Origin of the sequence: Pedobacter frigidisoli (genome assembly GCF_004331675.1) — a bacterium.
Taxonomy (GTDB): domain Bacteria; phylum Bacteroidota; class Bacteroidia; order Sphingobacteriales; family Sphingobacteriaceae; genus Pedobacter; species Pedobacter frigidisoli.
Genome location: NZ_SJSN01000026.1, coordinates 1 through 22,165, shown reverse-complemented (window position 1 = coordinate 22,165; position 22,165 = coordinate 1). Strand labels below are relative to the sequence as shown.

Below are 22,165 nucleotides of genomic sequence, written 5' to 3'. Positions count from 1 at the left end.
TTGATATTAATAATTAAAAATTAAAAAGAAGCGTTTAAGCCTACACTTAATATTCTTGCTTGTGGGTAAACATTTGCATTTGTACCATCAAATGATTCAGATGGGTTCAAACCTTTTCTTTTTGAGAATAAGTGTAAGTTTTCACCTGTTACAAATAGTCTTGCGCTGCTTACATCGATTTTCCTAAGCCACTGTTTAGGCAAGCTATAAGCTAAATTCACATTTCGGAATGCTAAATAAGATGCATCTACCAACCATCTGGTTGATGTTGCGTTAATGTTGGCTGAGTTACCAAAGTCTGCTCTAGGAATACTTGAAGTTGTATTTGTTTGCGTCCAAGCATCCAACAAATCTTTGTGCAATGCAGAGCCGTAAGAAGCTGTACTCATTAAACCTTGATAATTACCATCATAAAACTTTCCACCTATTTGGTAGTTGATTAATACAGATAATGATAAATTTTTATATGAGAAAGTATTATTAAAAGACCCCATTAAATCAGGAATAGCACTTCCAGAACGATCGAACAAAGCATTTGATTGGTTGGTTGTATATTCTACTCCATTAACTGTTCTTTTGTTAGCTGCCGCTATTGTAGTATTATAATCAGGAACGTATAAAGCAGCTCCATCCAATGGATCTACACCTGCATACTGTCTTAACCAAAATTGATAGTAATCATAGCCAACTTCTCTTCTTTTTGTACCACTAATAATTTGAGGAGTTTCAGCTGGAAGTTTTGTTACTTTATTTTTTAAGATTGTCCAGTTGGTTGTAAGATTCCATGTGAAATTCTGAGTTCTAACAACATCTGCACCCAACATAAGTTCAATACCTGAATTATACATCGAACCCACGTTTTGGTTAATTGATGTAACTGGGTCAGACAGTGGCTGAGGAACACTAAATAACAAACCATCAACAGTTTTCTTGAAATACTCAAGCTCACCATATACTCTTTTTTTGAATACAGAGAAATTTAAACCGGTATTAAATGTGTTTTGTGATTCCCATTTCAAGGCTGGATTTGCAGCTGACGACAAAAGGGCTCCTGGCTCAGCTCCATTGCTAAATCCTAAATCATAAAATGCTCTATCCAGATAGTAACCATCTAATAAGTTATTACCTACTTGTCCATAAGATACTTTAAATCTTAAATCATCAATCCAAGATGTTTCCTTGAAAAAATCTTTATTAATTGACCAAGATCCACCAAGAGAGAAGAAAGTTCCCCATCTTGCATCTGGAGCAAATCTCGATGACCCATCACGTCTCAATGATGCGTCGAAGAAATATTTCTCTTTGTAGTTATAGCTAGCTCTTGACAGGAAAGACTCAATTAAGTCGTTATCCGCTTGACCGCCCGAACTATTAGAAGTTACAAAGTTTGCGAATTCGGTATTACCTTGTAAAATTAAACCAGTTCTACTAGCATTAAATGTACGATAATTATAATCATAATTTTCATGTCCAATTAACGCAGAAATTGTATGATCACCTATTGTTTTATTATAGTTTAAGATTTGGTTAAAAGTATAAGATCTGATAGTATTGGTACTTTGAGATTTGTATCCATTTTGAGTTACCCCATCACCAACGGTAGGATTCCAATACGTGTTTCCGTTACTATTCCTTAAATCTATGCTAAAAGTCGGTGCAAAAGTAAAGTCTTTCAAAAATTTAATTTCAACAAAAGTTCTAGCACTTATTTGACTTCTTCTAGTCAAGTAATCGTTTAACAATGTTTCGTAAACAACATGTCTACCTGGAGATGCGCCTTGTGGACGTCCAACAGCACCAGGATGAGCTCCATAGTCATACCATTGCTCGCCAGTTAAGCTATTCTGAATCGGAGCACCCGTAGCAGTAAAAGCACGAACTGGATAGATTGGGCCTATGCCTCGTGTGAAAGAAAAAGCGTTAATAAAACTTGCTCCACTTCCTGTGAAAGAGTCATTCGCAGTATTTGCATTAGTCATCGACCCTGAAACATTTAAACCTGTTTTTAACCAAGGCTTAATCTGAGAATTTACATTGACACGAGCGTTAAAACGTTGGAAATCAGATTTGATATTGAAGCCTTGATCATTTAAGTATCCCATTGAAACAAAAAAATCAGATTTTTCAGATTTTCCAGAAAAACTTAGGTTGGCATCGGTTCTTTTACCTTGTCTAGACATTGCATCATACCAGTCAAAATCGTCATATAATAAAGATGCATTGGGATTTAGTCTGCCATCCGTACCAACAACTTGACCCCCAGGGACACTGAAAGGATTATAAACTAAGTTGGTAAACACGTCTGCGGATGCCTTTGTAGCAGCAGCCGATTCTGATAATGCGGGTGAAGCATTGTACATTAGGTTGTTCTTAATTCCTTGCCAAACCAATGGATAATATTCTTGAGCATTGACACGTTCATATTCTGGAATTCCTCTTTCAGAAAAACCCTGAACAACACTTGCGTTTACCGTAGGCTGAGAAGATCTTCCTCTTTTTGTTGTAATTATAACTACACCATTAGCACCACGAGACCCATATAAAGCTGAAGAAGAAGCGTCTTTCAATACAGAAATGCTCTCAATGTCATTTTGGTTAATGTCACCAATACTTCCATCATAAACAGACCCATCTAATACGTATAGTGGAGTATTTGATGCAGAAAACGATCCAAACCCACGAATTCTAATCCCTGCTGAGCTTCCTGGCTGACCATTAGAAGCACCCACACTAATACCAGGAGCCGCACCTTGCAACGCAGCAGTAATATTCGTTACCGTCCTGTTTTCTAAATCTTTAGCACTTAAAGAGGATACTGAGCCGGTAATTGCTTCTTTTTTAGCTGTACCATAAGCCACCACAACAACATCACTTAGTGTTTTAGAATCAGCCTCTAAACCTACATTTAAAGTGTTCGAGCCAGCAATATTAATTGTTTTTGTAGTATATCCAATATAAGAAAATTGAATACTTTTTGTAGAGGATGTGATTTTAAGTGAGTATTTACCATCACCCCCAGTTACAGCCACACCCTGTGCGCCAACCGCCTTAACACTAACTCCAGGTAGAGGAAGACCATCCTCAACCGACGTTACTGTTCCATTAACTGTTCGATCTTGAGCCATTGCATTAAATGCAACAAACAAAAGCACGAACAAACTTTGTAGAAGTTTTTTCATGAATTTAAATTAGTTTGTTTGATTAATTACTTGAGGAGTCTAATTTAAATAAATATTGTAGTGTAATTCAAATATTACACTTAAAATGAGTATGCAACTAACAATTGTGGCCAATTATGACAATTAAATTACCCTTTTGGTAACACCTTGTTAATACTAAATCCTTAGTTATTCAGCCAGAGCCGTCTTTCATAGATAAAAACAAGCTTCTTATGCAAAAATAAAAGCCATGATCGAAAAAATCAAATCATGGCTCTTGTTAAAGTTTAAACCTTTTCTACAATGTATCGTAATATGTTAACAGCTTACTTATACCTTCGGTAGACTTTAAATCTAATTTATTCTCTTTGATGTATTTTGATAATGCTTCATTTTTGCCTAGCACGGCAATGATGGATTTTTCGTTACCTTTAACCTTGACAGGTTTTTCACCAGCTTTAGCAATATAAAAATTCGTTTCATCTGCAACTTTCTTTTCTACGGTTGCAGAATTATAGCCTTTACTTTCAATAACCATTTTCGATAATTTCTTAAGGTATTTTACCTTGCCATCGTAAATTACATTATAAAACGTTTTTTCAGTCATCTTATCTACTGGAGAAAATCCATTTCTATAAATCTCATTGTTAGTAGAAAGTTTAAACTCTTTCGGCGCATCGGTGAAAGTATATTCAGTATCACCCTCGCCCTTTATAATCAGAACATCATCCAATAAGTCATATTTAATATTTTCAGTTTTAGGTTCAATTCCGGGAGAAAACTTTATTGTGGCAGCAGTCCAATCTGAAAGTAAATATGGGGAACCCTGTAGATCTGCTCTTGATTCTTTAACCGTTATAAGATTTTTGTAAGAGCCAACGGTGTTAATTTGAGCAGAAAGGCTTGTACAATCGATGATCAATATAAGAATCAAAGAAAGCTTAATGTAAGTTGCTGTTTTCATATTATAAAAATAAAGTTTTTAAAATGATAAAGCCCGCATTGGCGGGCTTTATTATTTTTATATGATTATTCTCTAGATGCTATGTATTTCCACACCTCATCCCAAGTAACCCTAACATTTGGTGCTACCGGAACTAAGCTTGGCTGAAGCATATTATACTTAACTGTTAGCGTTTTAGTGCTTGCGTCGTAAGAGTTCTTGCTACCGCTTGGATCAAGTCTACCCGCTCTCGTATTGGCAACAGTTCCATAATAGTTAGTCACACTCACAACCTTGTCCGTTACCGGGTCAAACTCAAATACCAGACCGAATGTACCATAATAACTAAGGCCCGTACCCGTGTAGAAAGGACACCAAACGCCGCCTATTACATAGTTATCATATGCTGCACATTTAGTAGGTGAAATGGTACGCAGTTCATATTGCATAGGAGCATCTGCACCTAAACCATTGTTAACATGCGAATTGGCTGGACCTAACACATCGACCATAGAGCCTGTTACGGCATAAACACCATCCCATTTATTCTTGATGCTTAATAACACTACGATTGTATCACTCGTTGCAGCAGTTTTTTTAATTCCACCCCAATCGGTTACACGGAAAGCAAGAGCGTATTTTTTACTTAGATCAATCCACTTACTTCCATCAATGTTAAGCTTAAAGTTTTGAGAAAAAACACCAGCTGCAAAGTTTACAGTATAACCATTTGAGGTTTTTACGTATCCTGCATCTCCTGTAAAGGCATAAAATGATGATGGTAACTCTTCAAAAGTTTCAGAATGATCTGCATTATATTTTGTTATAATTCCAGCATTTTGCTCTATTTTAATCGAAGCTGGAGTTTGTAAACTCTGATTGCTTGGATTTTCCTTTCTAATGCTAAACATTGGAACCTGTTTTACATCTGTAAATGGGCTAAAGAATAATTTTACTTCGCTTCCCTCCAGAACTTTAAAATATGTCGTTCCTTTATCATCTAAGATCGTGTCATCAGACACAAAGTCGTCTTTCGTACAAGAAGAAATCAGAACAGTAGTTAATACAATTCCTAAGGAAAAGTATTTTAAAAATCTTTGTTTCATAATTTTATTTTTAAAATTAATTTATCTTAAATATTATAAATCCCACCAAATTCTAGCATCCTGAGTATTTCCACCCGTCAATCTAGCGATTGCAGCAGTAACGCTCTCTAAATTTGTTGCCAACTCGGATGGCGCATAAACATATCTTCTAGGGATTTGCTTAGTAGAATTACTTGCCGCTGAAGCTGGAACTAGTGCAGGAAATCCTGTTCTACGGAAAATATTCCAAGCCCTTAAGCCATTTGGATAACTTGCAACGTATTCCTGAATAGCAATATTTTTTAAATTGGCAGCAGATGGCGTAGCGCTTATTGCTACATTACTATTTGCTAAGTATCCAGCTGAAGGCGTTCCAACACCCCATTGCTCAAAAGATAAGCCAATTCCGGCAGTGTAAAGTGCTACTTGAGATTCTGAAGTCCAATTCATATTGGCAGCCTCAGCACGAGCTAAGGTTACTTCAGCAGCAGATAAAATCACATAAGGGCTGCTTTCTGTTCTCAAATCTCCTCTTAAAACACGTGCCCATGTTGTATTGGCATCAGTAAATGCTGTTGCTACAGCTCTAGTAACACCATAAGGTACGCCGATACTTGATGAGGTTGTACTACCCAGTACTTCTGAAGCACCACCATAAGCAGCTTGTCTTGGATCATTACCTAATGTACCTACCATTAAGTCTGTCATGGTTTTACTTTCAGCCAAATCTTTACGACCGTTATATTCGTTAAATAATGGGTTTTTGTAATTTACATTATAAACGATCTTAACATTTTGAGCATTTGTGGTTATGTAACCACCAGCATCAGCTAAGGCTGCTTTAAATTGTGTCGCAGAATAATCCGTAGCACTAGGGTATCTTTTTGATAATTGCAATGCCATTAACATTCTTAGAGAATTAGCAAATCTTTTCCAAGATGCCACATCACCATTGAATACAATGTCGCCTGGGATTGCTGATCCATCCATTGCTGCAACTGAACTTGTCAGTGTAGAAATCATTCCTTTGTAAATGGCTTCTTGCGTATCGTAAGCAGGTGCATTAAACTCAATTCCTTTTAAGGCTTGGCTGTAAGGAACATCACCCCAACGATCAGTAATCGTCCAAAATATATATTGTTGTACAATTTTAGCAACTTGTTTCATGTTGTTTGTTGATTCTAACAACTGAACATTTTGCAAATCGTAAAGCGCACCGCTGTAAGCGCCTGTAAAGCTCTCTTGAACTAAGGTATAATTTGAGGCATCAGGATATTGTGTCTCTGAAAAATACTGTCCGTAAAAACCTGGTCTTGTTTGATAAGCATAACTCGCTAATCCTGACAATGCATTTGTTAATAACGCAGGTGGATTTGATTGGGTTGTACTATTTGGATCAAGGTTTGTAGCCCCAAAATCCTCTAGTTTTTTACATCCTGCCGAAGCCATTAAGAATAAGCCGGCTAATGTGTATATAAATATCTTTTTCATATCTTTTCTTTAAAAATTAATCTACCCTATTAAAAACCAATTCTCAAATTGAATCCAAATCCTCTAGTTCCTGGCAATTGAGAGGTTTCACCACTTGTAGCAGAAATTTCTGATGGATCGAAATCTTTAGTTTTGGCATAAATTAAAACAGGATTTCTGGCAACTACAGAGAACGTAGCGTTTTGTACAAATTTAGCTATACCCAATTTTTGTACTGGAATACGGTAACCGATAGAAACCTCTCTTAATTTAATAAATGTTAAATCGTAGATATAATCATCAAAAGTTTTCGAGTTATATAAACCTTGATAATAATCCTGAGCTTCTAAGTAGTAAGTTTTAGCTTGACCTGTAGTTTGATCTACACCATCAACACGAACACCACCACCATCTGCAACTTTATCACGAACAGGATTTCCTTTATCGTTAATTCCAGCTGTACGCTCAGTTACACCACTGTAAGCACCCCATTGATTAGACAACGAAACGAATTTACCACCAACTTGATAATCGATATTTGCATTAATATCAATCATTTTGAAAAGCGTAAAAGAGTTTTGCAAACCACCTGTATGTTTTGGTAATACACTTCCAAAATATACATTAGGATCATTCACAAAATGACCGTTACCATCTAATAAAGGAACACCATCAGCATTACGTTTTTTACCGTTACCCCAAATTTGACCCCATTCGTAACCAGCTTCGTGAATCATGATTGGCATAGTAGTACCCCATACACTTTCAACGCTAATTCTGGTAACTTTATATTTATCACTCACCTCTACTACTTTATTACTTAATAAATTAGCATAAGTTGCAGAAAGTGTCCAGCTAAAGTTTGGTAAAGTAACCGGAGATGCGGTTAATTGAAACTCTAAACCGTTACTTGTAATTTTACCAACGTTTGTTAAGATTGAACTGAAACCGCTGGCCGCATTTACGCCAACTGATCTTGGATAGTTGGTTTCTGTTTTATCCCAATAGGTAGCAGAAATGCTAATTTTTCTCTTAAAGAGTTTTAAATCCAAACCAACCTCAGAACTTTGAGCAACTGCCCCTCTAATATCTGGATCCACTAAGGCATCAGGAGTATTTTGTAATAAGTTTCCGTTAAATTTCAGTGCATTAACACCATAAGCAAATCCTGGGTAGCGATAAGCTCCGAAAGAATCGTTTGTTGTTCCTAATGCTTGAGGAATTTCACCATATGATGCTCTAATTTTTCCCTCAGATAAGAAACCAAATGCCTCCTTAGGTAATAATTCTGTGAACACGAATGAAGCACCTATCGATTTAGATAATACTCCACTGTGATCGCTAGGTAGTGTTGAAAACCAATCGTTACGAATTGATCCATCCAAAAATACCATGTCTTTATAGCCAACAGTAGCACGAGCTAATAACGCTCTATATTTTTCGATTTGTCTGTAATTTGCAACAGATGGAGCATCTACCGAGTTATTTACCGTAAATAAGTTAGGGATAGACAAACCATTATTTGTTCCAGCTTGGTTATAGTTCGATTCTCCTTTGAAAATATCCGTACCTGCCGTAGCATCAATTGTAAAATCCTTAATTTTTTTGGTATACATACCTAAAACCTCGTAATTTTCTCTGTTTGAGTAAGTATTGGCACTGAAATAAGAACCTTTAAAGCCAGTTTGGTTACCACTAGTCTCTAATTCTGTTCTTGCTTTATTTTCTGTAAAGGTTGTATTTTGCTGTTTACGATAAGTAGCCGTGAACTTTAAGTCGCTGTTTACTTTGTAGGTAAAGGCAACATTGCCATACAAACGATCTCTTTGGTTTTTCTGTGATATCAAATCCGTATAAGAATAAGGATTGTACCAATAGTTACCACCATAGAAAGCTTTAGGATTGGATGGATCGTAAGATGTAGGATCTGAGTGGTTCCAACTTGCATAAATTGTTTCACCTGGTAAGCCTGGTACGGTTAAACCTCTCAATTCTTTCATAATATTCATGTCAATATCTCTGTGAAACCATTGACTGAAAGATCCTGTAGTTAAATTGCTATAACCATCATTAATTTCACCATTTAATATCGTTTTAACGTAATTGATATTAGCAGAAACAGTGAAGTGTTTATTCAAATCATAAGAAGAGTTGAAATTAAAAGTATTTTTTACTAGACTTGAATTTGGAATTAAACCTTGTGTGTTTTGATTTCCATAAGTCATTTTAGCATTATACTTATCTCCACTTGCAGTATATGATACTGAATTGTTAAAGGTAACACCTGTTTGGAAAAAATCTCTAGCGTTATCAGGATTAGGTGTTAATGAAGCTGTTTTATAAGAGTAATCTGTTCCTGGGTACCAAGCATACCATGGAATATATTCTTGCCCAACCATACGCGGACCCCAACTCGAGTCATCACTATAATTTGGATAATATTTTCCATCTAAAGCTTTCCAAGCAACAGGATCTGTAGACTTCCAAGTATATCTTGTCATGTCTGCAGTATTACCACCTGCATAAGAATTCTGATAATTAGGAAGAATGTATGCATCTTCAAAAATAGCACCTAAGTTTAATGTGATTCCAGAACCTGTAGTAGATTTTCCTTTCTTAGTGGTAATCAAGATTGCACCACTTGCAGCTTGAGAACCCAATAAGGCTGCCGCAGCTGGACCCTGTAAAACGGATACATCTTCGATATCATCAAGATTGACATCATCTGCATTTGGAAGAATTGTTCCATCTACTACATAAAGCGCTCCACTTCCTGTACCGAAACCACCAGCACCACGTAATCTAACTGCGGTATTTCTACCTAATGCAGCCGCAGATTGACTTCTTACCTGAATACCGGCAACCTTACCAGCAAGCGCATTGTTAATGTTTGTAGAACGAACAGTGTTCAATTTCTCGCCAGATAACGATTGTGTGTTAGTTACTTGAGAACGAGCAGTTTGCTTTGTTCCGTAAGCACCAGTAACTACAACCTCCGTTAATTGGTTAGCATCGTTTTCAAGTGAAGCATTAATAACACTTGAAGATCCTACTGTAGCTTCTTTAACCTTATATCCGATATAAGTAAAGACTAGTGTTGAACCCGTTGCGGCGGTGATGGTAAATTTACCACTTGCAGAAGTGACTGTACCCGTTTGGGTACCTTTGATTTTAACACTTACCCCTGGGAGAGGAAGATTATCCTCTTGTGCGGTAACTGTACCAGTAATTGTTCGATCTTGCGCATATCCAGCCGTAGCAAGGCACAAGAATATGAACAAACTTTGTAGAAGTTTTTTCATAATTTGAAAATAGGTTAGTTAATGATTATTAATAATGTGCTAAAATATAGTTAGTTGAGTATATCACCAAATTTATTTTAACATATTTTAACAAATAAATCAAAATATGACAGTTTAAATTACTTTTATTCCTAATTCTTTTGATTATAGATGAGATTGTATATGATTTTTTGCGCTAATGGATTAAACAAAAAATTAAAAGCAATAATTATGTGAAATTAGGGAGGTTAAATTCCAATCATCCTACCTCAGAATAATTTTAGCGAAATTTAAATAATTGAATTTTAGTTATGATCTAATAGCTACAAAATACAATATTCCCGAAAAGCGTTTTACCGCCCTCCCAAAAATTCCTAAAGAGTGGGTCGTTTGCTAAGTAAACAACTTGTCCACGTCCAAAATCTTGAACTCCAATTAATAAACCAGTCTTTAATTCTTCGCGAACTTTTTTACCAACTACTCCAGCCATTAAGCTTTTGTCGTTCAATAAACCAACATTCCAGCCTTTAACAAATGGTTCGTAAATTTTGCGATCGGTTTTTAAGGTGTAATACGATTTTCCCAAACCGTAAGAAAATGGGTGCGTTGCATCTAAATTAACCCTATAAATTGCACCAGGAATGGCAAATTCGTAATCATCTTTATCTTTATCCTTAAAAAGAAGCTTACTTGGCTCTGGCTTTTCATCTTTTTTAACAACAGCTTCTTTCTTTTTGATGTCGAAGCCTTTTTTCTCCAGCACACTTTCAATGGCATCTTCCATTAAGATTAGCTTTCCACCCCTATTTAACCAAGCGGTTAATCCTTCGCCAATAAATGCACTATAACTTCCATCAGGAAGAATGAGTGTATTCACTTTATTAATATCCAAGCTATTGATATCTTTTGCCGCAATAATACTCGGAGAAAGGTTTAAATCATGTTCTAAATAAAACCAAGCCTCGCCAAAGGCCAACGAAGAAACCTCGCTTCCAGATACTATGGCAATTTTAGGTTGCTTTAATAATGGATAAACGTTTGATCCAAAATCCTTTCCTTTTTCTACAAAACCACTGGTAATGGCTTGAATCGGTTTATCAAGCTTCGTTAAAACATTCTCTACCTTATTTTTAACATCCTTTATTACTTTTTCATTTTCCACCCTCAAAACAATTAATGTTCCGGCAGGATAATCTTTACCCGCAACAGTAAAAGGTTGATCTGCTTGACGGACTTTTAAATTCTCCTTTTGAAGCGCAATTAAAACCTGTGCGTCTTCTGCAGATCCCCAAGCAAAAAGCCAAGCTAGCGGTTTATCAACATTGGTAGAAGCTGATTTATTATCCTCTTTCGCACTAAACTTTCCTTTGAAGCTTTCTTTACTGGCATAGGCTTTTAATCCATAAACATAAGGCAAGGCCCAAGCGGTAATATCGTAGGTGTTAGAATCGGTTACTAATGTTTGAGGCTCTAAAAGCACATTAGCCAATACGGCTCTTGGTTGCTGAACATTTACAATTAAATCGTTTCGGTTAACGGTAAAGCTTTCTTCCTTTTGAGTATCATAATCATAACCTCTCCCCGATTTATCGCCACCATAAGTAAATTCAATTTTATTTTTGGTTAGCAATTCAGACAATTTCTTTTGTCGTGATGGGTTGCTCGCTTTAATGACAAAGGTTTTATAAATACCTGGAGCGCCATTTAATTCTTGTTGAAAATATTTTTTGTATTCTTCTAATAACTTATTGTGATTTGCTGATGCGATTTCGACGGTTGACATCCCCGTAGTAAAATGATGGGCAATTCTATCCTTTAAAGTAAGCGTATCACCATCATTGGTTACCACAGATAATCCTGCCCTAATTCCACCTTGCTCGTAAGTCATTCCTATTGAGCCATTATATAAAGGATAAGTATCGCCATAAGATGGGTAAAGCAAATCGAAACGTTCTTTGGTAAAATAGCCCCAACCCTCGGCATCGAAATACTTTGCATTATTTTTACCCACTACCACTTGAAAGCTTTTTTGCCAAGGGGTAATATCTTGATGAACAGGTTCTGCTGCTGGAGCAAAATAATAGGGTTCATTGTAACTTTGCTCATGAAAATCGACATGAACCTGTGGCATCCATTGGTTATATAAAGCTAACCGCTGCTGACTTTCAATTTGTGTCTGCCAAGCCCAATCGCGGTTTAAATCAAAATAGTAATGATTCGGTCTTCCACCTGGCCAAGGTTCGATATGTTCTCTTGAGGTTGGATCGGAGTTTGGCGTTTTACCTACCACACTATTGAAATAATTTACATAACGATCTCTTCCATCAGGATTTAAACAAGGATCGATTACCACTACCGTATTTTTTAACCAATCGTTCGCTTTCGAATTTTGTCCCGATGATAACGTATAAAGCATTTTCATTGAGGTTTCTGAAGAGTTTGCCTCATTGCCGTGTACATTATAACTTAACCACACAATGCTGGGCTGAGTTGTTAAATCTATTGCATTTGTAGAGCCGGTTGAAAGCTTGATGTTATTGGCACGAATCTGCTCTAGTTTAGCTATATTCTCTGCTGATGAAACAACCGCGACCAATAACGGTCTACCCTCGTTGGTTTTTCCGTATTCAATTAGTTTTATGTTTTTTGATGAAGCCGTTGCTGCCTGACGAAAATATTCAACCACTTTATAATGTGGCGTAAAATGAGCACCCAATTCATAATCCAAAAATTCATCGGGAGATTTTACTTGTGCATTAACAAATAGGATGGAGCTAATAAAAAGCAGGCAGAACGTTAGGCTTTTCTTCATAAGGGCATTAAATTTTATCTAATGTAGTAATTTTGTTTTTTGTTGTTGCTAAACCTTAATTTTACAGCAGATTTTTTACGCAAAGCATGATTACTACCGAAAAATTATATAGCCATTTCCTTAAAAACCCATCAATATCTACCGATACCAGAAATATTACGCCAGGTTGCATCTTTTTTGCCTTGAAGGGCGATAATTTTAACGCCAACGCTTTTGCAGCTCAGGCATTAGAAAAAGGAGCCTCTTTTGTAGTAATTGATGAGGATAAGTATGCACTTAATAATCAATGTCTATTTGTTGACGATGTTTTAACTGCTTTGCAGGATTTAGCCCGTCATCATCGTAAGCAATTAAGTATTCCAGTTGTTGGTTTAACGGGCAGTAATGGTAAAACTACCAGCAAGGAATTGGTGAATGCCGTTTTAGCTGAGCGTTATAACACCTTTGCCACTTTTGGCAACCTCAATAATCATATTGGTGTGCCTCTTTCTATTTTGTCCATAAGTGATGATGTTCAAATTGCCGTCATCGAAATGGGTGCCAACCATCAAAAGGAAATCGAATTACTTTGTACCATAGCCCAACCTACGCATGGCATCATCACCAACGTTGGAATGGCACATTTAGATGGCTTCGGAGGATTTGAGGGTGTAAAAAAAGGAAAAGCTGAGCTTTACGCCTACCTCAAGGAAACCCATGGTTATATTTTCATCAACAGAGATAATCCTTATCTTTTGGAAATGAGTGCGGCCGCAGGACTAAATAAATTGATTTACTACGGAACAGAAAACGGCAATACGATAAAAGGAAGCTTAAAAAGTAGCGATCCATTTATAGAAGTGGAATGGACTAATCACGATGTTTACTCTTCTGCAAAGACTCATTTAACAGGAAGTTATAATTTCGAAAATATCTTAGCGGCAATCTGTATCGGCGACTTCTTTGATATGAGTCCTGAAGAAATTAATAACGGTTTAACCAATTACCAGCCTAAAAACAACCGTTCTCAGTTAACAAAAACCGAAAAAAACACCGTTATCTGTGATTTCTACAATGCCAATCCGAGCAGCATGTCGGCAGCGTTAAACAATATCTCAACTTTATCAGCAGCAAAAAAGACAGCAATTTTAGGCGATATGTTTGAGCTTGGACCAGAATCGGATGAACAGCACAAATTAATTGCAAAACAGGCATCAGAAAGTGGATTAGATGAAATCATTTTTATCGGGAAATATTTCTTTGTCTTTAAGGATGAGCTAAAAGCCTTATTTTTCGAAACACCAGCAGAAGCTGCTAATTACCTGCAGCAAAACCCAATAGAAAACAATTTGGTTTTATTGAAAGGATCGAGAGGAATGAAATTAGAAAGTTTGTTGCAGTACTTGTAGTTTATTGAACCGCAAAGTAACACAAAGAAAAAGGCGTAAAGAACGCAAAGCTAACTTCAGAATTTTAACCACCTGAGAAACCTAAGAATAACTAAGTTGGGTACACTAATTTGTAGGTTTTTGGTTTAAACCTCAGTCTTTCAAATCCCTTCCCTTTGGGGAGGGAATGCAGAAATTAGCCAAACCACAAACATTGACAGAGTGGGGATTATTTAACCGCAAAGTAACACAAAGAAAAAGGCGCAAAGAACGAAAAGCTAGGTTCAGAATTTTCACCACCTGAGAAACCTAAGAACAACTAAGTTGGATGCAAAAATTTTTAGACTATGGATTTTAAAACCACAGTTCTTCAAATCCCTTCCCTTTGGGGAGGGAATACAGAAATTAGCCAAACCACAAACATTGACAGAGTGGGGATTATTTAACCGCAAAGTACAAAGAGAGAAAGGCGCAAAGAGCGCAAAGCTGGGTTCAGAATTTTAACCACCTGAGAAACCTAAGAACAACTAAGTTGGATGCAAAAATTTTTAGACTATGGATTTTAAAACCACAGTTCTTCAAATCCCTTCCCTTTGGGGTGGGAATGCAGAATTTAGCCAAACCACGAACATTAATAGGGTGGGGATTTTTAACCGCAAAGTGCACAGAGGAAAAGGCGCAAAGAACGCAAAGCTGGGTTCAGAATTTTAACCACCTGAGAAACCTAAGAACAACTAAGTTGGATGCAAAAATTTTTAGACTCTGGATTTTAAAACCACAGTTCTTCAAATCCCTTCCCTTTGGGGAGGGAATGTAGAATTTAGCCAAACCACGAACATTGATAGGGTGGGGATTTTTAACCACAAAGTGCACAGAGGAAAAGGCGCAAAGAACGCAAAGCTAGGTTCAGAATTTTTACCACCTAAGAACAACTAAGTTGGATGCAATAATTTTTAAACTATGGATTTTAAAACCACAGTTCTTCAAATCCCTTCCCTTTGGGGAGGGAATGTAGAAATTAGCCTAACCACAAACATTGATAGGGTGGGGCTTTTGGGGCCTAAAAAAGCGCTGAACATTTCTGTGCAGCGCTTCTAGTTGTTTGGTTATTATTATCTTAAAAAGTACAAGCTATTTTTCCGTAAACATAACGTCCGCTAAATCCGAACTGACTTACTGCTCTTGGATATAAGAATCTTCCGTTAGAAGTGTTATCAAGAGATCCCGAATAAGTACTTCCAGTAACTCCACTTAAATTATTTTCGTTATTACGAGGATCAATGTATAATTTATCTGGATAAACATCAAAAATATTATTTGCGCCCACTGTAACCGACCACATTTTATTTGCTTGATAGCTTACTGAAAAATCACTCACCCATTTTGGTGAGAATGTTTGATCCAATTGAGTTGGCAATCCATTTGCAGCAACATTAGGATCAATGGCATTTAAATAAGTTACCTCGCCAAAACGAACTGTTCTTGCTACAAATGATAACTTATCTACATTGTAGGTAGCTGTAATATTTAATTTGTTCTTAGGAACCGAACTCTCAAAACGTGAGCGCTCTAAACGATCGAAAAGTTTTGCTTTCAATGTTGCGTCACTTTCAATTTTATCAGACCCTTGAATACTTCTCACAACTGTTTTATTCACGTTACCTGCAGCACTCAAAATTAAGCTGCTTTTTGCACCCAATGAGAATTTGTTAGTCAAAACAACATCGATACCAGCAGTATTTGTAGTAATGGCATTGGTAAAGAACTGTACACTATTTACTTGTGCAGATGGATCAACCGTATTTAAAATCTGATTTACAACACCAGTTGGTATCAATGCTCCTGCACTTGTACGCTCACGAGCATATTGGCTTGAGAACACAATACGATCGCTGATATCGATATTATATGCATCGATGGTAAAGGTGAAAGTTTTAGCAATTCTACCAGCTAAGCCTAAACTTCCTGATTTAGAAATTTCTGGTTTTAATGTTCCTACACCAAACTGACCAACAATAGGGTTGCTATTGTTAACCGTTAGAACCTGAGTGGCATTACCCGCTACGAATTGGGTACTTTCATTATTAAAATATTGTTGATGTAAAGATGGCGCTCTAAATCCTGTTGCATAAGCACCACGTAGTGAGATATCGCCAAATAATTTAACCTTACCTGTAAATTTGTAAGAGAAATTTGAACCAAAATCGCTAAAGTTTTCATAACGACCTGCAGCTCCTAAAGTTACTCTTGGACCAAATTCTGCTTCCAAATCTGCGTAGGCACCAACGTTATTTCTTGATTTATCAATAGCATTGCTAGGTTTAAATCCTGGGAAAACCTGCGATCCAGATGCTGTTGGTGAGGTACCAATTAATCGTCCACCGTTTGAATAAGATAATAATTCGCCTTCTTTTATCTGATAGTTATCTATTCTAAACTCCCCACCAAATGCAGTGTTTAATGAAGTTAAGAAACCACCATCGAAAGTGTGTTTTTTACTTAAATCTAAATTGGTTGTGTTTTGTCTAAAAAGCAGCTCTCCTGCATAAAATGAAGTAGGGCTAGTTCCTGTAGGCAAAGATGCATTAACCGTATTATCGATATTAAATTTAATGGTATTTTCGCCACTTGTATTACTCAAATCGTAATCCCAAGTTCCAACCTTACCCCTTAAACCAGCTGAAAACGAATAGTCATTTATTTTTGTATCGATAAAAGGAAGAAATCCATTAGGATAAATTGATAAATCTACCTGCGTAGTTTGAGTTGGTAAACGGTAGAAACCTGCTGCACTACCTGTTTTGTGGGTAAAGCCTGCTGCATAATATAGCTGGGTAGTTTTCCCAAAGTTAAATTGACCATTTAAGAAACCGCCACCGTTTTTCGAATCAGAGTTACCTACCCGCATGTTGTTTCTATCTAATCCGTTTGCTGCTGCTCTTGCATTATCTGCAGCTTTAATATTTGCAAAACGGGCTTGATATGCAGCTTCTGTTTCTGTTGCGCCCTTTGTTGGGTTTGCAGAATATAATAATGGACGAGTATCTAAACCACCTCGATTGGTATAGTCACGTTGTAAGTATTGCGCTGCAAAATTGATAAAGCCCTTATCATTTTTGAAAGCCCAACCTTTACTAAAATCTGCCTGGAAAGTTCTACCATCGCTAAAATCGCGACCTAAAGCACTTGAGGAAGATTGACCAAAAGAAGTGGAGAAACTGTAAGGTGTAGCTTTTTTCAACACAATGTTGATTACACCCGCTATCGCATCAGAACCATATTGTGCTGCAGCACCATCACGCAAAACCTCAATTCGCTCAATAGCTGAAACTGGAATGGAGTTTAAATCCGTTCCAACAGAACCACGACCGAATGTTCCGTTGATGTTTACCAAAGCTGTTGTATGGCGACGTTTTCCATTTACCAAAACCAAAACCTGATCTGGGCCCAAACCACGTAAAGATGCCGGATCAATGTGATCCGTTCCATCAGAAACAGTTTGTCTGTTCGAACTGAAAGATGGAGCCACGAAGTTCAAAATCTGCGTTAAATCCGTTTGGGCAAAAGCCTTAACATCTTTCGTAGTAATTAAATCTACAGGAACAACACTTTCTATGTTCGTTCTAGGTGTAGATCTTGAACCAATTACCACGACATCACCTAAATTTGATTTCGTTTCTAATAGAGAAAAATCTAAAGTTTTAACCGAATTATCTACAGCAATATCTTGTTCTAAAGTAATGAAGCCAGTAAACGATACGCGAACTTTATAGGTTCCTGCGGCAGAAAGTTTCAAGCTGTATTGTCCTGCACCATCAGTTGAGGTGCCAACTTTTTGGCCAACCACCAAAACACTAGCGCCCGGAATGGCAACACCAGCAGAATCGGTAACCTTACCTTTTACACCTTGCGCAAATAATTGAGCAGAAATGATTAAAAAAAAGAGTGGGAGGGAGATTTTGAGTAAGTTTTTTATCATACGTTATAGTTTGTTATTCAGCAATGATAACAAATTTATTACAATAACAATTTTTTTACATTCATTTTTCCAAATAATATTCTGAAAAAACGATTTGTATGAACAAAATCGCCAATATTATTTGTCAAAAACAATATGAATTACACTAATCACCATAAGAAAATTGAGAATTTATGATTTATTCTACCTCTTGAACCAATATACCAGCATCACTAACTTCGAGCAGTGGGTTATCTCGCATGTTTTGTTCAATTTCGATTTCAAACTTGCCATTTTTAGGGAAACGATGGTTTGTTAGCATGGGTAAAGTGTAATTAAATACATTTCCAGAACCACTTCCCAGCCATTCCCCATCATTTTTGGCCAACTTATATTGGTAGCGCTTGGTTACCCTGTTTTTTCCATCCTTAAAATGAGCGAGGATAAAAATATTGGAATACTTATAATCAGCGGTATGCCTTAACTTAAAGTAGATATTGTAAGCCTTTGTATTATCCTTAATTTCGAAAGGAGTAGAAATATGATTTCGATAACTCCATGCACGCTGCGGAATCTCGATATTGCTATCAATTACGTTTGCAGTACATCCCGAAATTAAAAATGCAATGAATAAAAAACCAATTAAAAGTATTGGCTTTCTACTCAACTGTAGGTTTGTTCTCTGAGCCATTATTATTGTTTCGGCGGTTATTGTTTTTCCTACGATTATTTCTATTCTTATTTTTGCTCTGCTCCGGCTTTGTTCCATCAACAGCATCTGGCGTACCTTCTGCTTTTGCAACAGGTTTTGTACCCTGTGGTTTTGGTCCGTTAACATGCTGCGGTTTTGGCACTGCTTGTTGTTGAGGTTTAGCACCAGCATTTTGCTGTGGTTTTGGTCCGTTTTGAGCAGGCTTTCCACCTTGAGGATTGGCTTGAGGTTTATTGTTTGGAGCTATGCTTTTATCGCCAGTAGGAACTCTTTCTCTTCTATTCGGGTTATTGTTGCGGTTGCTTTTCTGGTTTCTGTTTGCGTTGTTTTTCCCTTTCGAACGTTCATCCAAACGGGTTAAACTATCCTGACCAACCACATTCTCGTAATCGAAAGATTTCTCTATCACCACTGGTGCAGCAATTTGAATGGCCTCTTCTTTTAAGTTTGGCGCCTTTTTGCCAGCCTTATTCATTACCATGATTTCCTTTACACGAGCTGCCGCAACTGGGATCCAGTTTTCATCACCCTGGTAACTGAACCACATGATTTTTTTGAAAATATCTGTCTTTTGGTGACGGGCATAACCAGCCTCAGTATCCAGGTTTTCTATACGATCGGGAATATCTTTTAAGGCATCTAAATAAGTATCTAACTCATAATTTAAACAGCATTTTAATTTACCGCATTGCCCGGCAAGCTTTAATGTATTTAAGGATAGGTTTTGATAACGAGCCGCAGCCGTAGATACAGTTTTGAAATTTGTTAGCCAAGTAGAACAACACAATTCACGACCGCAAGAGCCAATTCCGCCTAAACGACCAGCTTCCTGGCGCATTCCAATCTGGCGCATTTCTATACGGATACGGAAATTTTCGGCCATCTTTTTAATCAGCTCACGAAAATCTACACGCCCATCTGCAGTGTAAAAAAACGTCGCCTTGGTTTTATCAGCCTGATAATCTACATCGCTAATTTTCATTTGCAAACGAAGATCTAAAGCTAGCTTACGAGCTTTATGCATGGTTTCCCATTCCATTTCCTTAGCGGCATTCCACTTTTCTACATCGGCCTCCGTTGCCTTGCGGTATATTTTTTTTGTAACCTGATCCATGGAAGTTTTACGGCGTTTCATTTGCACACGCACCAATTCGCCAGTAAGCGAAACATGCCCAACATCAAAACCACCAGTTGGGCCTTCAACAGCTACCAACTCACCAATTTCCAGATAAATGTTATCGTTATTTAAGAAAAATTCTTTTCTAGACCCCTTAAATTTGATTTCGGTAACCTGAAAAGCTTTATAATTAGAAGGCATATCCAAGTTGGATAGCCAATCGTGTACTTCCATTGTTTGGCAACCACCGGTGCCACATGAGCCATTACTTTTGCATCCATTAGGGGTGCAACCACCACCTGTTGAACAACTTCCACATCCCATAATTAATTGTATATATATTGAGTCCCCGTAGGGAGCGTTTTAAACTTTATAATTTTTACCAACTGTAAAGATACATCTAAAAACAGAATTTTCGGATTTGCATTCCTTTCGATGTGGTAGTGTGCCTTCTCTAACTCACCAATTATGGCTTCTGCCATTGGCAAAGTAAGCACATGTGTACTCAGCTTTTTAGCGGTATCTAGCGTTAATGGCGACAATTTCACCAATTCTTCGGCGCCACTTATAATTAAACAGCACTCCCTTAAATAGTTTACGCCGTACTTTAAAAAATTCTTTTGGTTTTCTCTTCCCCACTTAGCCGCCTCATCGGTAAAATCAACTAAATCTGGCACTTTGTTTCCGAAACCCATTCTTAGCCAAGCGGTAAAAGTTCCCGAACTATCGGTTTGTATATCAGCCGCCAAGGCTTTTGCCTCAATTAAATTTCCATCGGCCAAAAAGGAATAATCAATGGCTTGGTGTTCCGTTAATCCGCTTGTGCTAAGCAAATAACCAGAAACATCATCGCTTGTTAATTTTGGGATTTTTACAATTTGCGTTCGCGACAAAATCGTGGTTAAAATCTGATCCTGACTTTGAGCAATCAAAATGAAAAGCGTATTTGCAGGCGGTTCCTCGATTAATTTTAGCAATGCATTTCCGGCTTTATCCAAATATTCAGGCAACCACATTATCAAAACCTTAGTATCAGCTTCAAAAGCTTTGTAACTTAATTTTTTAATAATATCGTGACATTCGGCTATCGGAATATTCGCCTGTTTATTTGCAGCATCAAGCTTGGAGCGCCAAATATCCATATCGAAATAGGGATCTTGCATCAGCATGTTTCTCCATTCTTCCAATACATCGACTGCTATTTTTGTACTTGCCGAGGCGAAAAAAGGATACGAGAAATGTAAATCTGGATGAATTAATCTTTCGTATTTCCTGCAGCTAGAACAAATGCCGCAGCTATCATTTTGCTGCTTATCTAAACAATTTATGTATTGCGCATACGCAATTGCAAGCGGCAATGCACCAGAACCAACCGGCGATAAAAACAGTTGCGCATGGCTAACACGGTTTTCCTTAACCGTTTGCACCAATTGTTGCTTAACTTTGTCTTGTCCGATGATTTCCTTAAACTGCATTTGGTGCAAAATAAGAAATAGATATGATATTCAAAGCCTCGTCCTTCCGAACTTGATTCAGGATCCGTTAATTTTAAGTTTTTAAGACATTTAGATTTTATTTTGAAAAGCCTGCTCCGGTAATTCTTTTTACCCGCTCTGCCCCTCTTTCCGCTGTATCTTTTATTGTGAAAGTATCGAGTAAAACAAATAAATTTATTTACTTTATTTTGCTTACACGCTTTCACGAACATTCGGAATATCGCTGCCATTCGGATAATTGTGTAATCCTTAAACAGAGAAACCTTATGGCATAAAAAAGCCGCCCAAAATTTTGAGCGGCTTATATAATTTGATAAATTTAGAAACGGTAACCAATACCCAAATTGGCACGAATACCTGCCCACGGACCGCTAACATTTACTGTTGCGCCATTTCCATCTACACTAGAACTCACTTTACCAATCGGCATGTCGTTTTCCAAATCTTTTAACTCATCTCTTAACGATTCCTGACTTCGCCAATGCGTCACCCAAATTGAGATTTCCAAAAATCATCGGAAAATAGTGGTTCGATTGCTTTCTGTCTTTCGGTAATAATCATTGTTTTACTCATGATCTTTCCGCTGTTTGGTAATTTTATTTTCAGTGTTGTGACCGTCTTAGCAACTTCCAAGACCTTATCTACACTGATCTTATACCGATTATTCTTTAGTATACGTTCTAGTTCTTTATAGACCTTATAAGCTACAAAACAGATACATACATGAGCTTCTATTCGTTTGGGAGTAAAGTGGAACATCGGTCTC

At 37.1% G+C, this 22,165-nt stretch carries 12 protein-coding genes and 1 pseudogene; 1 reads left to right on the top strand and 12 read right to left on the bottom strand.

Going from position 1 to position 22,165, the window contains the following annotated elements; all coding sequences use genetic code 11:
* Positions 1-20 precede the first annotated feature (20 nt).
* The 6 genes from EZ449_RS21065 to EZ449_RS21040 form a co-directional block, all read right to left on the bottom strand.
* Positions 21-3,179, bottom strand: a complete 3,159-nt coding sequence (locus EZ449_RS21065) for a SusC/RagA family TonB-linked outer membrane protein (RefSeq protein ID WP_131562652.1) — start codon at positions 3,177-3,179, stop codon at positions 21-23.
* A gap of 277 nt (positions 3,180-3,456) precedes the next feature.
* A complete protein-coding gene (locus tag EZ449_RS21060) occupies positions 3,457-4,122 on the bottom strand; it encodes a hypothetical protein (RefSeq protein ID WP_131562650.1) in 666 nt (221 codons plus the stop codon).
* 65 nt (positions 4,123-4,187) lie between these two features.
* Positions 4,188-5,207, bottom strand: coding sequence for a DUF1735 domain-containing protein (locus tag EZ449_RS21055; RefSeq protein ID WP_131562648.1), 1,020 nt, complete (start codon positions 5,205-5,207; stop codon positions 4,188-4,190).
* A 33-nt stretch (positions 5,208-5,240) separates the two neighbouring features.
* Complete coding sequence (locus EZ449_RS21050) at positions 5,241-6,677, bottom strand: SusD/RagB family nutrient-binding outer membrane lipoprotein (protein WP_131562646.1); 1,437 nt, start codon at positions 6,675-6,677, stop codon at positions 5,241-5,243.
* Between the two features lie 29 nt (positions 6,678-6,706).
* A complete protein-coding gene (locus EZ449_RS21045; RefSeq protein ID WP_131562644.1) occupies positions 6,707-9,958 on the bottom strand; it encodes a SusC/RagA family TonB-linked outer membrane protein in 3,252 nt (1,083 codons plus the stop codon).
* Positions 9,959-10,253: 295 nt separating this feature from the next.
* Entirely contained in the window at positions 10,254-12,749 is a 2,496-nt protein-coding gene (locus tag EZ449_RS21040) for a M14 family metallopeptidase (RefSeq protein WP_131562643.1), read from the bottom strand.
* Between the two features lie 86 nt (positions 12,750-12,835).
* Between EZ449_RS21040 and EZ449_RS21035 the strand changes: the two genes are divergently transcribed.
* A complete protein-coding gene (locus EZ449_RS21035; RefSeq protein WP_205943049.1) occupies positions 12,836-14,137 on the top strand; it encodes a UDP-N-acetylmuramoyl-tripeptide--D-alanyl-D-alanine ligase in 1,302 nt (433 codons plus the stop codon).
* A 1,096-nt stretch (positions 14,138-15,233) separates the two neighbouring features.
* On the opposite strand, the gene EZ449_RS21030 is transcribed toward EZ449_RS21035, so the two are convergent.
* The 6 genes and pseudogenes from EZ449_RS21030 to EZ449_RS22875 form a co-directional block, all read right to left on the bottom strand.
* The gene (locus tag EZ449_RS21030) at positions 15,234-18,095 is read right to left on the bottom strand and encodes a TonB-dependent receptor (protein WP_131562641.1); all 2,862 of its coding nucleotides are present in this window, start codon (positions 18,093-18,095) and stop codon (positions 15,234-15,236) included.
* Between the two features lie 178 nt (positions 18,096-18,273).
* The gene (locus EZ449_RS21025; RefSeq protein ID WP_131562639.1) at positions 18,274-18,765 is read right to left on the bottom strand and encodes a gliding motility lipoprotein GldH; all 492 of its coding nucleotides are present in this window, start codon (positions 18,763-18,765) and stop codon (positions 18,274-18,276) included.
* Positions 18,734-20,227 carry a regulatory iron-sulfur-containing complex subunit RicT gene (gene ricT, locus EZ449_RS21020; protein ID WP_131562637.1) on the bottom strand — a complete coding sequence of 498 codons (1,494 nt, stop codon included), beginning with the start codon at positions 20,225-20,227 and terminating at the stop codon, positions 18,734-18,736. The genes EZ449_RS21025 and ricT overlap by 32 nt, the downstream gene beginning before the upstream one ends.
* 2 nt (positions 20,228-20,229) lie before the next feature.
* Positions 20,230-21,378 carry a DNA polymerase III subunit gene (locus EZ449_RS21015; RefSeq protein ID WP_131562636.1) on the bottom strand — a complete coding sequence of 383 codons (1,149 nt, stop codon included), beginning with the start codon at positions 21,376-21,378 and terminating at the stop codon, positions 20,230-20,232.
* Between the two features lie 340 nt (positions 21,379-21,718).
* The gene (locus tag EZ449_RS21010; protein WP_131562634.1) at positions 21,719-21,907 is read right to left on the bottom strand and encodes a hypothetical protein; all 189 of its coding nucleotides are present in this window, start codon (positions 21,905-21,907) and stop codon (positions 21,719-21,721) included.
* Positions 21,886-22,165: pseudogene (locus tag EZ449_RS22875) on the bottom strand (IS1634 family transposase); the annotation flags it as partial. The pseudogene EZ449_RS22875 and the gene EZ449_RS21010, both read right to left, overlap by 22 nt.